Annotated in this window: 9 protein-coding genes and 1 pseudogene; 9 read left to right on the top strand and 1 reads right to left on the bottom strand. The window is 61.5% G+C overall.

The annotated features are described in order from the left end of the window. The first annotated feature begins 74 nt into the window (after nucleotides 1–74). From PSH87_RS02035 to PSH87_RS02015, 5 genes are all read left to right on the top strand, one after another. Complete coding sequence (locus PSH87_RS02035) at nucleotides 75–452, top strand: gamma-butyrobetaine hydroxylase-like domain-containing protein (RefSeq protein ID WP_017738855.1); 378 nt, start codon at nucleotides 75–77, stop codon at nucleotides 450–452. A gap of 249 nt (nucleotides 453–701) precedes the next feature. Beyond that, on the top strand, nucleotides 702–2,381 hold the full coding sequence (gene phaC / locus PSH87_RS02030) for a class II poly(R)-hydroxyalkanoic acid synthase (RefSeq protein ID WP_305432294.1): 1,680 nt from the start codon (nucleotides 702–704) through the stop codon (nucleotides 2,379–2,381). A 165-nt stretch (nucleotides 2,382–2,546) separates the two neighbouring features. Further along, entirely contained in the window at nucleotides 2,547–3,392 is an 846-nt protein-coding gene (phaZ, locus tag PSH87_RS02025) for a poly(3-hydroxyalkanoate) depolymerase (RefSeq protein WP_017738853.1), read from the top strand. Between the two features lie 88 nt (nucleotides 3,393–3,480). Further along, nucleotides 3,481–5,163: a class II poly(R)-hydroxyalkanoic acid synthase gene (gene phaC, locus PSH87_RS02020; protein ID WP_305432292.1), complete on the top strand. Its 1,683-nt coding sequence runs from the start codon at nucleotides 3,481–3,483 to the stop codon at nucleotides 5,161–5,163. 27 nt (nucleotides 5,164–5,190) lie between these two features. Further along, nucleotides 5,191–5,811 carry a TetR/AcrR family transcriptional regulator gene (locus PSH87_RS02015; protein WP_017738851.1) on the top strand — a complete coding sequence of 207 codons (621 nt, stop codon included), beginning with the start codon at nucleotides 5,191–5,193 and terminating at the stop codon, nucleotides 5,809–5,811. 33 nt (nucleotides 5,812–5,844) lie between these two features. On the opposite strand, the gene PSH87_RS02010 is transcribed toward PSH87_RS02015, so the two are convergent. Beyond that, nucleotides 5,845–6,519, bottom strand: a complete 675-nt coding sequence (locus PSH87_RS02010; RefSeq protein ID WP_256204500.1) for a response regulator transcription factor — start codon at nucleotides 6,517–6,519, stop codon at nucleotides 5,845–5,847. A gap of 366 nt (nucleotides 6,520–6,885) precedes the next feature. Here PSH87_RS02010 and PSH87_RS02005 point away from each other — a divergent pair, with 366 nt between their 5' ends. The 4 genes and pseudogenes from PSH87_RS02005 to PSH87_RS01990 all read left to right on the top strand — a co-directional run bounded on the left by PSH87_RS02005 (nucleotide 6,886) and on the right by PSH87_RS01990 (nucleotide 11,774). Then, a complete protein-coding gene (locus tag PSH87_RS02005; RefSeq protein ID WP_305432289.1) occupies nucleotides 6,886–7,467 on the top strand; it encodes a fimbrial protein in 582 nt (193 codons plus the stop codon). 68 nt (nucleotides 7,468–7,535) lie between these two features. Further along, nucleotides 7,536–8,314, top strand: a pseudogene (locus tag PSH87_RS02000) (molecular chaperone). A gap of 8 nt (nucleotides 8,315–8,322) precedes the next feature. Further along, nucleotides 8,323–9,078 carry a molecular chaperone gene (locus tag PSH87_RS01995; protein ID WP_305432288.1) on the top strand — a complete coding sequence of 252 codons (756 nt, stop codon included), beginning with the start codon at nucleotides 8,323–8,325 and terminating at the stop codon, nucleotides 9,076–9,078. A gap of 140 nt (nucleotides 9,079–9,218) precedes the next feature. Next, entirely contained in the window at nucleotides 9,219–11,774 is a 2,556-nt protein-coding gene (locus PSH87_RS01990; protein WP_305432286.1) for a fimbria/pilus outer membrane usher protein, read from the top strand. The last annotated feature ends 33 nt before the right edge of the window (nucleotides 11,775–11,807 follow it).

Genomic DNA, 11,807 nt, shown 5'->3' with positions numbered 1-11,807 from the left:
GCCATCGCAGGCAAGCCAGCTCCCACACAAGCCAGCTCCCACATTGTTGAGCCGGTTTCTTCAGGATTATCGCCATGACCAAATTCCCTACTGCCGTAAACCTGCACAAAACCTCCAACACCCTCGGCCTCACCTACGGTCCCGACGAGGTGTACCAACTCCCCGCCGAGCTGCTGCGCACCCACTCGCCTTCCGCCGAGGTCCAGGGCCACGGCAAGCCGATCCTGCAATTCGGCAAGCTCAACGTGCGCCTGACCAAGATCGAACCGGCCGGCCAGTACGCACTGAAATTGACCTTCGACGATGGCCATGACAGCGGACTGTTCACCTGGGACTACCTCTACCAACTGGCCGTTCGCCAGGACGCGCTGTGGGCCGATTATTTGGCTGAACTCAAAGCCGCCGGAAAAACCCGCGACCCGAGCCAGTCGGTCGTGCGGCTGATGCTCTAGCCCAAGGGTCTTGCTCTTTAGAGGGCATTTTCTAATTTCATCTGCTTGAATGCCCTGTCGCGTGGCCAATGATTGGCCCGCTTGCGAAAAAAATTAAACTCGGGTAACCAATGGAACTGGCAAGTTCCCTGCATTTGACGATGCGGTATCAACGGTCACCCGAGTCGCAGTACCTGGCTTGTGTTGTGTATCGATATTGGGTGCACAGCGGTAACGGGTACTCGTCTTTCGGACAATGGAGCGTCGTAGATGAGTAACAAGAACAACGATGACTTGAAACGCCAGGCCTCGGAAAACACCCTGGGGCTCAACCCGATCATCGCGTTACGGAAAAAGGATTTACTCGCCTCGGCGAAGATGGTGCTGACCCAAGCCATCAAGCAACCGTTGCACAGCGTCAAGCACGTCGCCCACTTTGGCGTCGAACTGAAGAACGTGATGTTCGGCAAATCCGAGCTGGTGCCCGAGAGCGATGACCGTCGCTTTCACGACCCCGCCTGGAGCCAGAACCCGCTCTACAAGCGCTATCTGCAAACCTACCTGGCGTGGCGCAAGGAACTGCACGACTGGATCGGCGACAGCAACCTGTCGGAACAGGACATCAGCCGCGGCCACTTCGTGATCAACCTGATGACCGAAGCCATGGCGCCCACCAACAGTGCGGCGAACCCGGCAGCGGTCAAACGCTTCTTTGAAACCGGCGGCAAAAGCCTGCTGGACGGTTTGTCCCACCTGGCCAAGGACATGGTGCACAACGGCGGCATGCCGAGCCAGGTCAACATGGGCGCCTTTGAAGTGGGCAAGACCCTGGGCACCAGCGAAGGCGCGGTGGTATTTCGCAACGACGTGCTGGAGCTGATCCAGTACAAGCCAATCACCGAACAGGTGCACGAGCGCCCGCTGCTGGTGGTGCCGCCGCAGATCAACAAATTCTATGTCTTCGACCTGAGCCCGGATAAGAGCCTGGCGCGCTTCTGCCTGCGCAACGGCCAGCAGACCTTTATCGTCAGCTGGCGCAACCCGACCAAGGCCCAGCGCGAGTGGGGGCTTTCGACTTATATCGAGGCGCTCAAGGAAGCGGTGGATGTGGTCACCGCGATCACCGGCAGCAAAGACATCAACATGCTCGGCGCCTGCTCCGGTGGCATCACCTGCACCGCCCTGCTCGGCCATTACGCCGCGCTGGGGGAGAAAAAGGTCAACGCCCTGACCCTGCTGGTCAGCGTGCTGGACACCACCCTGGACACCCAGGTGGCGTTGTTCGTCGATGAGCAAACCCTGGAAGCGGCCAAGCGCCACTCCTACCAGGCCGGCGTGCTCGAAGGCCGCGACATGGCCAAGGTGTTCGCCTGGATGCGCCCCAACGACCTGATCTGGAACTACTGGGTCAACAACTACCTGCTGGGCAACGAGCCCCCGGTGTTCGACATCCTGTTCTGGAACAACGACACCACACGCCTGCCAGCGGCCTTCCATGGCGACCTGATCGAGCTGTTCAAAAACAACCCACTGGTCCGCGCCAATGCCCTGGAAGTGTGCGGCACGCCCATCGACCTCAAGCAGGTCACCGCGGATATCTACTCACTGGCCGGCACCAACGACCACATCACGCCGTGGCAGTCCTGCTACAAGTCGGCACAGCTGTTTGGCGGCAAGGTCGAGTTCGTGCTGTCCAGCAGCGGGCATATCCAGAGCATCCTCAACCCGCCGGGCAACCCCAAGGCGCGTTACCAGACCAGCGACAGCCTGACGGCGACACCGCTGGACTGGCAGGAAAATGCGACCAAGCACACCGATTCCTGGTGGTTGCATTGGCAGGCGTGGCAGGCGGAGCGGGCGGGTAAATTGAAGAAGGCTCCGACGAGTTTGGGTAACAAAACTTACGCCGCAGCGGAAGCGGCACCGGGCACCTACGTACACGAACGATAACCAGATGTATGGCTGAAATGCAGTCAGTGTGGGAGCTGGCTTGCCTGCGATAGCGGTGGGCCAGTGAGCTGATGGGCTGGCTGGAAGAATGCCATCGCAGGCAAGCCAGCTCCCACATGGACCGAGTTCCTACAGATAAACAGCACCACTTCACAGGGCTTGAGCATGCCGCAACCGTTCATCTTCCGCACCATCGACCTGGATGGCCAGACCATCCGCACGGCGGTGCGCCCGGGCAAGCCTCACTTGACGCCGCTGCTGATCTTCAATGGCATCGGCGCCAACCTTGAGTTGGTGTTTCCGTTCGTCCAGGCGCTGGACCCGGACCTGGAGGTGATCGCCTTCGACGTCCCCGGCGTCGGCGGCTCGTCGACACCCAAGCGGCCTTACCGGTTTCCCGGCCTGGCCAAGCTCACGGCGCGCATGCTCGATTACCTCGACTACGGCCAGGTGAGCGTGGTGGGCGTGTCGTGGGGCGGCGCGCTGGCGCAGCAATTCGCCTACGATTACCCCGAGCGCTGCAAGAAGCTGATTCTTGCGGCCACGGCAGCCGGCGCGGTGATGGTGCCGGGCAAGCCGAAGGTGCTGTGGCTGATGGCCAGCCCGCGCCGCTATATCCAACCGTCCCATGTGGTGCGCATCGCGCCGATGATCTATGGCGGCTCGTTCCGTCGCGACTCGAAGCTCGCCGCCGAACACGCGAGCAAAGTGCGCTCGGCCGGCAAGCTCGGTTACTACTGGCAACTGTTCGCCGGGCTGGGCTGGACCAGCATCCATTGGCTGCACAAGATCCGCCAGCCGACCCTGGTGCTGGCGGGGGACGACGACCCGCTGATCCCACTGATCAACATGCGCATGCTCGCCTGGCGCATTCCCAACGCACAGTTGCACATCATTGATGACGGCCACCTGTTCCTGATCACCCGGGCCGAAGCCGTGGCGCCGATCATCATGAAATTTCTCGAAGAGGAGCGCATGCGTGCGGTGATTCATCCGCGCCCGGCGGTGTAAGGACCACACCGCCGCGCAACTTGCCAGGAACCGACTATGGTTCTGAATTGGCGTGCCTGTTGATGGCTTGACGAAGGAGTGTTGGCTCATGCGAGAAAGACCCGTGACGAACCCGGCGCCCACCCCGGCCGCGTTTATCAATGCGCAAAATGCGATCACCGGCCTGCGCGGTCGGGACTTGCTCTCGACCCTGCGCAGCGTGGCCGCCCACGGCTTGCGCAACCCGGTGCACACGGCCCGCCATGCCTGGGCATTGAGTGGTCAGCTGGGCCGCGTCCTGCTGGGCGAAACCGTGCACGAGCCCAACCCCAACGACAGCCGCTTCATCGACCCCACCTGGAAGCTCAACCCCCTGTACCGGCGCAGCTTGCAGGCCTACCTGAGCTGGCAGAAACAAACCCGCCACTGGATCGACGACAGCACCCTCAGCGCCGATGACCGCGCCCGTGCGCACTTCGCCTTTTCCCTGCTCAACGATGCCGTCTCCCCATCCAACACCCTGCTCAACCCGCTGGCCATCAAGGAGTTGCTCAACTCCGGCGGCAACAGCGTGGTGCGCGGCGTGACCAACCTGGTCGAAGACCTGCTGCACAACAACGGCCTGCCACGCCAGGTGAGCAAGCATGCCTTTGAAGTCGGCAAGACGGTGGCGACGACGCCCGGTTCGGTGGTGTTTCGCAATGAGCTGCTGGAGCTGATCCAGTACAAGCCCATGAGCGAAAAACAGTACGCCAAGCCACTGCTGGTGGTACCGCCGCAAATCAACAAGTACTACATCTTCGACCTGAGCCCGGCCAACAGCTTTGTGCAGTACGCCCTGAAAAACGGTTTGCAGACGTTCATGGTCAGCTGGCGCAACCCGGATGTGCGCCACCGCGAGTGGGGCCTGTCCACCTACGTCGCGGCGCTGGAAGAGGCGCTCAACGTGTGCCGGGCGATCACCGGCGCGCGTGAGGTCAACCTGATGGGCGCCTGCGCCGGCGGCCTGACCATCGCCGCCCTGCAAGGCCACCTGCAAGCCAAGCGCCAGCTGCGGCGCATCTCCAGTGCCAGCTACCTGGTGAGCCTGCTGGACAGCCAGATCGACAGCCCCGCCACGCTGTTCGTCGACGAGCAAACCCTGGAGGCCGCCAAGCGCCGCTCCTATCAGCAAGGCGTGCTGGATGGCCGCGACATGGCCAAGGTGTTCGCCTGGATGCGCCCCAACGACCTGATCTGGAACTACTGGATCAACAACTACCTGCTGGGCAAGGAGCCACCGGCCTTCGACATCCTGTACTGGAACAACGACAACACGCGCCTGCCCGCCGCGCTGCACGGCGACCTGCTGGACTTCTTCAAGCACAACCCGCTGAGCCATCCCGGTGGCCTGGAGGTGTGCGGCACGCCCATCGACTTGCAGAAGGTCACGGTGGACAGCTTCAGCGTCGCCGGGATCAACGACCACATCACGCCCTGGGACGCGGTCTATCGCTCCACCCAACTGCTGGGCGGCGACAAGCGCTTCGTGCTGTCCAACAGCGGGCATATCCAGAGCATCCTCAACCCGCCGGGCAACCCCAAGGCCAACTACGTCGAAAACCCCAAGCTGAGCAGCGACCCGCGCGCCTGGTACTACGACGCCAACCACGTCGAAGGCAGTTGGTGGCCGCAGTGGCTGGAGTGGATCCAGCAACGCTCGGGCGTACAGCGCGAAACCCTCACCGCCCTGGGCAACCAGAATTACCCACCGATGGAAGCGGCGCCAGGCACTTACGTGCGGGTGCGCTGAGCTCAGCGATCAGATTAAGAAGACTGGATGAAGACCCGCGACCGTATCCTTGAATGTGCCCTGCAGTTGTTCAACCAGAAGGGCGAGCCAAATGTGTCGACCATGGAGGTCGCCAATGAGATGGGGATCAGCCCCGGCAACCTCTACTACCACTTCCATGGCAAGGAGCCGCTGGTGCTCGGGCTGTTCGAGCGCTTCCAAAATGAACTGGCACCGCTGCTCGACCCGCCGGCGGAGGCACAACTGGAGCCTCAGGATTACTGGCTGTTCCTGCACCTGATCGTCGAACGCATGGCCCACTACCGCTTTCTGTTCCAGGATTTGTCGAACCTGGCGGGGCGCCTGCCGAAACTGGCCAAGGGCATTCGCAACCTGCTCACTGCGCTCAAGCGCACCCTGGCGTCATTGCTCGCCCGCCTGAAAGCGGCCGGGCAACTGGTCAGCGGCACCCAGGCGCTGGGGCAACTGGTGGAGCAGATCACCATGACCCTGCTGTTTTCCCTGGACTACCAACGGATTCTCGACCGCGAGGGCGAGGTGCAGGTGGTGGTCTACCAGATCATGATGCTGGTGGCGCCGCACCTGTTGTCGCCGGCACGGCAAGCGACCGAGCAGCTGGCACTGCGTTATCTGGACAACCCGATTTAACGGTGTGCCCCAATAGTGTTTTCAAACAGGCCATCACCCCGGCCGGCCAAACTGTTTAGTGAACATGAACAGTTCGCTGTCAGTCTTGATCCCCAGTTTTCGATAGGCTGACTGTTTTTGCGTGCTGATGGTACTCACACTGCGCGAGAACTTTACCGCAATTGAACTTACGGACATGCCCTCGAGAAAACAACGCAATACTTCCTGCTCTTTTGGCGTGAGGCGGGTATTCAAGCGCAAAGACGCCGGACGTACCACGGGCGAATTAACATCCACCCGGTCAAAAAATGAGGTCGATTCCTGAAGCGCCAATAACATGCAACGTTCCAGGTAAATCCGACCTTGGGCAACCGTTCGAATTGCCACTATCAATTCGGTGAGTTTCTGGGTCTTGCCCAGCACACCCAGACTTCCAGCCTTCAACGCCAGCGATACGGTCGCGAGCGTGTAGTGCGACGATACAACCAGCAGCCTGCAGCGCTTGAACCGCCGACTCAAGGTCTGGATCAGGCTCAGACCATCGGTGTCCGAAGGCCCCAGTGTAAAGTCCATCACCACCACATCCGCAACCCGCCGGGCAAGCGCTTCAAGCAATTCCCTGGACGTCCTGAAGGAGCCGATCACATCCAGATCGGGCTCGTTGCCCAGGCCCAACTCGATCCCTTGCCGAACCATCTCATGATCATCCAACAACATGATGGTATGCATATCAACCACCGGGAAACTCGTAAAAATAGGTACAACTTGGTACAAGTTTTTTCTTTACAGGAACACGGTATAGCGCAGCCCCATACGGTAATCAACCTGCAAAACAACAAGAATCACTCTTACATCCCAGTACTACAGACAAGACTTACACCTACTTCTTACGGACTTATTCCGGCATAAATTCTTTAACTACAAACCGTTGATTTTCGAACAATCACGAGAGCAATCTCGTGACACTTCTATAGGCCGCGTCAACTTTTCCAGACAAATTAGGAGCCCCCACCACGCTATAAAGATCCAGAACAACACCGATGTAACGCTTCAATCTGTGGTGGGTTACTCAGTTAACTCAAGATTGGAAACACTATGAAATTCAATGTTCTCTCCACCCTTGTTGCGACACTTGCCGTGGCCGCTACCGTCTCGCAAGCGGCCCATGCTGCAAATGATGGAACGATCAATTTCACCGGGCTGGTGAACGATACGACCTGCACCATCGAAGGCGCAGCGCCCGGCACCGGTGCAGTGGTCAAGGACGTGAACCTGGGTGGTGTATCCGCCGCACGCCTGGCGAAACCGGGTGATCGCGCCAACCTGACCGGTTTCACCATCCGCATTGGCGCACCCGGCGAAGGCAGTTGCACCAACGGCCGTACCGCCATGGTTGCATTCGACCCCACCAGCCCGGCCATCGATGTGGCGACCGGGCGCTTGAATATCGACGGCCACGATGATCCGTCCGACACCACAAACGCCAAGAACGTACAGGTTGAAGTGACGAACCGTGACGGCTCGCCGATTAACGTTTACACCGAAAAATCCGAAGGCGTGGTGATCGCCGACAACCAGGCTGTGATCCCACTGGCCGCGCAACTGTACGCCAGCGGCGCTGCGACGGAGGGCACGGTCAAAACCCGCGTCGGCTTCATGATCGTGTACGCCGACTAACCAAGAGAGTACGTGGGCCTGCTGCTGTCCGGCAGGCCCATCCGCCGGATTAGAAGAGAGCTTTGCGCATGAAAAAGCTGGCCTGCCTCGCGCTTGCCACCTGTGGCGTCGGATGGTTACTGCTGCACGCATTTCCCGCTCAGGCGGGGGTCATTATCTACGGCACCCGTGTGATCTATCCTGCCGACCAGCAGGAGGTTGTCGTACGGCTGGAGAACAAAGGTCACCGCCCGGCGCTGGTGCAGACCTGGCTGGATACCGGCGACATTCGCTCGACACCGGCAACGGCGCGCACACCGTTCAGCCTGTCGCCACCGATCTTCCGCATTTGAGCCCCATCAGCAACAGGCGTTGCGCCTGCGCCATTCGGGGGAAGACACACCCACTGATCGCGAAAGCCTGTACCTGGCTCAACGTGTTGGAAGTTCCGCCGCTGACCGCCGGGGCCGAACAGAACAATCAGATCGAACTGGCCTTCCGCACCCGCTTGCGTGTGTTTCTGCGGCCCCAGGCCTTGCCCTACCCGGTGGGCAGCGCGGCGGCAAAACTGCAATGGCAACTGGTTGCCCACGGCCAGGGCTACGCCCTGCAAGCGACCAACCCTACGCCCTACCATATCTCCCTGACCTCGGTTGACCTGCTGAGCGAAGGCAAACGGTTCAGCAAAGCGCCCAACAAAGACGCCAACGACGGCCTGCTGATGCCCGCCGGCGGGGTAAGAATGTATGCCCTGCCGTTGCTGCGCCATCGCCCGGGCGGTACGCCCAAAGTCGAATTCACCAGCGTCAGCGACTTCGGTGCCCGTGTGCGCCACTCGGCAACGCTGACCTCTTCAGTTGCCCGATGACCTCTTGCATGAACGCCACCTTCGTTTCACCGCTTGCCGCCAGGCTCATGGCATTGATCTTCGCACTGCTCGGCGCAGCCGCCGCGCACGCCAGCGTGGTCATCAACAACACCCGGATCATCTACCCGCAAGACGACAAGGAAGTAACAGTCAGGCTGGAGAGCAAGAACCGTGCCCCCGTACTGATCCAAGTCTGGCTGGACAGCGGCGACGAACACGCCACACCGGACCTGGCCAGCGTGCCGTTTATCGCCACGCCACCGATCTTCCGCATGGAGCCGGGCAAGCAACAGGTGGTGCGCCTGGCGTATACGGGCGAGGCCCAGGCGGCGAATCAGGAAAGCCTGTTCTGGTTCAACCTGCTGGAAGTGCCTGCGCATTCCCAGGAGGCCAATCAACTGCAACTGGCCTTCCGTTCCCGGATCAAGCTGTTTTTGCGACCGCCGAACCTGCCGTATGGCGTCGATGCGGCACCGGGGAAACTGCAATGGCGGCGTGAATCAACGGCGCAGGGCCAAGTCCTGGAGGTCTTCAACCCCACGCCTTACTACGTGACGTTCGAACAGATCGAGGTGCTGGAATCGGCACACCGTCACGCGCGCAAGGCCGCTGGATCAGGCGCCGGAAACATGGTGGCCCCGGGGGGGCGCCAGCGCTTTGAACTGCCCACCCTCAAGACGCCACCGGGCGCCGCCACTGTTGAGTTCCAGACACTCGACGACTACGGAGTGCGCAGCGCGCACAGCGCCAAGGTCTCGACATGAACGATGAGGCTTGCGTGGCGCCGTAACGTCCCGCCCGCGCGACTCACTCCACTGCACAGGTTCGTCTTGATGCCCATTTTTCAGGGCAGGGCTCCCCTTGGCCCGGATTCGGACAGTGCCTATTTTTGGAAAGGGTAAACATGAGTTTGAACACCCACGCCAGCGTCAGAAACGTGCCCTTTGTGCGCGCCTGTCTGGCACTGCCGGCGCGTTGCCTGTTACTGCTGAGCGGCGCCTATGCCATGGGCAGCCATGCGGTAGAAAATGTCGGGTTCAACCCCGCCTTCTTTCCGGATGGCGCAGGCGGCCAGCACGTCGATATCACGAAGTTCAGCCAGGGCAACATCGTGCTGCCCGGCAACTACCGCACCGACGTTTACCTGAACGGCCAGTGGATAGGTCGCGAAACCTTGACCTTCGTCGCAACCGAAGGCCGGGACTCTGCGCAGATGTGCCTGGAGCAGGACGCCCTGCTCAGGTTCGGCATCGACCTGGACGCGCCAAAGGATCAACCCGGCGCGCCACCCCCCGACTATGAACGCTGCGCAGACATTGCCCGCTACCTGCCCGGCAGCACCGGCCAGTTCGATCCGGGCGAAAACCGCCTGACACTCCAGGTTCCGCAGATCTACCTGGCGCGCAAGGTTCGCGGCTTTGTCGACCCGAAGCACTGGGATGGCGGAATCGATGCCGCCTTTGTGCGCTACAACGCCAACACCTTTGCCACCCGCACCCAGGGGCGCTCGCTCGACTCGCACTACCTGGGCCTGAACAGCGGGCTCAACCTGGGCGACTGGCACTGGCGCCACAACGGCAGTTTCAGCCAGACAGACGCGGCCTCGGGCTATCAAAGCAGCAACACCTATGTGCAGCGCGAAGTGGGCCCGCTGCAATCCCAACTGATGGTCGGCGAGATCTATACCCCGGGCGCGCTGTTCGACAGTGTGCGCTTGCACGGCGCCAGCCTGTTCAGCGATGACCGCATGCTGCCCGACTCCCAGCGCGGGTTCGCGCCCATCGTGCGAGGTATCGCCGAGACCAACGCGCGGGTGACCGTGCGCCAGCGTGGCGTGTTGCTGGATGAAGTGTCGGTGCCCCCCGGCCCGTTTGTGCTCAACGACCTGTATCCGACGGGCTATGGCGGCGACTTGACCGTCACGGTGACTGAAGCCGACGGCCGCCAGCGCGAATTCATCGTGCCGTTCGCCGCCAACGCCAACCTGCTGCGCGCCGGCTCCAGCCGCTATGGGTTGAGTGCTGGCGTGCTGGATGAAATCGGTCTGCGCCATCCACCCAGGCTGATGCAAGCCACCTATCAGCACGGTCTCAGCAACCTGTTGACCGGCTACACCGGTGCGGTGATGGGTGACGACTATCAGGCGCAGTTGGTCGGTTCCGCGTTCAATACGCCGTACGGGGCACTGTCGTTTGACCTGACCCGTTCAAGCGCACATCTGCCCGGCAACGGATCCCGCCAGGGGCAAAGTGTGCAACTGCGCTACAGCAAGAACTTCACCGACACCGGCACGCACTTTGCCCTCGGTGCCTACCGTTACTCCACCGAAGGCTACCTGAGCATCGTCGACGCAGCGCGGGTTCGCGACCTCGCCATTGATGGGCGCAACCTGAACCGCGTATCGCGCCTGCGCGACCGGATGGACATCAGCCTCAACCAAAGCGTGGGCAACGGGACGGTCTACCTGACCGGCTCCTCGCAAAACTACTGGAACCGTACCAGCGGCAACCTGACCTTCACCACAGGTTACAGCGGCAGCTGGAAAGGCCTGCACTACACCCTCAGCGCCCAGCGCACCAAGGATTTGCTCAGTGACCGGGTGGACAAGCAAGTGGAACTGACCCTGAGCCTGCCGTTGGGCAGCGATGCACGCTCGCCGACCTTGACCACCACGGCCTACCGCGGCAACCAAAGCAGCGGCGAGCGGTTGAACCTCGGCGGCACCCTGGGCGAACGCAGCGAATTTACCTACGGGGTAGGCGGCAGCCGCACGCAGGGCAGCAGCCATGCGATAAGCGCCGACGCGAAATATCAGGCGAGCCAGGGCGTGTTGTCCGCTGGCTACGGGCAAAGCGACAGCTACCGCTCGATGTCCCTCGGCATCACCGGAGGCATTGTCGCCCACCGCGACGGCGTGACCTTCGCGCCGGAATTGGGCGACACCATCGGCATCGTCCAGGCTCCGGATGCACAGGGTGCACGGATCAATGGCAACCATGGCGCCCAGGTCGGCAAGCGCGGTTTTGCCGTGGTGCCGCACCTCACGCCCTATCGCCAGAACGTTGTCGAGCTGGACCCCAAGGATCTGTCCGTCGACGTGGAGCTCAAGACCGCCGCACAAAACGTCGCGCCTCGTGCCGGCTCGGTGGTGAAGCTGCACTTCGATACGGTCAGCGGCCAGGCCATCCTGATCCATGCACAGCGCGAAGACGGCAGCCCGTTGCCGTTCGGCTCGGATGTATTCGATGACGCCGGGGCCAGTGTTGGCGTGGTCGGCCAGGGCGGCAGGGCCTTTGTGCGGGTGTCGCGTGCGGAAGGGCCGTTGACCGTCAAGTGGGGCGCCCATGCCGACGCCGCTTGCGTGCTGCGCTACAGGCTGGGCGCCGAGCCCTCCACGGGCAAAGCCAATCGCTTGCGCCATCTGGACGCCGGCACTTGCCAAACCCATTCAAGCGGTTGATCGCCGCGTTACGCGCGCGCTCATGCCCTGTTT

This window comes from Pseudomonas sp. FP453 (assembly GCF_030687495.1).
Lineage (GTDB): Bacteria > Pseudomonadota > Gammaproteobacteria > Pseudomonadales > Pseudomonadaceae > Aquipseudomonas.
Note: the sequence above shows the minus strand (reverse complement) of the source record. Positions and strands in the feature narration are given on the sequence as shown.

Coding starts and splice junctions, on each gene's coding strand:
- PSH87_RS01995 (WP_305432288.1), top strand. CDS start 8,323: ATGAACGCCACCTTCGTTTCACCGCTTGCCGCCAGGCTCATGGCATTG.
- PSH87_RS02015 (WP_017738851.1), top strand. CDS start 5,191: ATGAAGACCCGCGACCGTATCCTTGAATGTGCCCTGCAGTTGTTCAAC.
- PSH87_RS02010 (WP_256204500.1), bottom strand. CDS start 6,519: ATGCATACCATCATGTTGTTGGATGATCATGAGATGGTTCGGCAAGGG.
- phaC (WP_305432294.1), top strand. CDS start 702: ATGAGTAACAAGAACAACGATGACTTGAAACGCCAGGCCTCGGAAAAC.
- phaZ (WP_017738853.1), top strand. CDS start 2,547: ATGCCGCAACCGTTCATCTTCCGCACCATCGACCTGGATGGCCAGACC.
- PSH87_RS02035 (WP_017738855.1), top strand. CDS start 75: ATGACCAAATTCCCTACTGCCGTAAACCTGCACAAAACCTCCAACACC.
- PSH87_RS02005 (WP_305432289.1), top strand. CDS start 6,886: ATGAAATTCAATGTTCTCTCCACCCTTGTTGCGACACTTGCCGTGGCC.
- PSH87_RS01990 (WP_305432286.1), top strand. CDS start 9,219: ATGAGTTTGAACACCCACGCCAGCGTCAGAAACGTGCCCTTTGTGCGC.
- phaC (WP_305432292.1), top strand. CDS start 3,481: ATGCGAGAAAGACCCGTGACGAACCCGGCGCCCACCCCGGCCGCGTTT.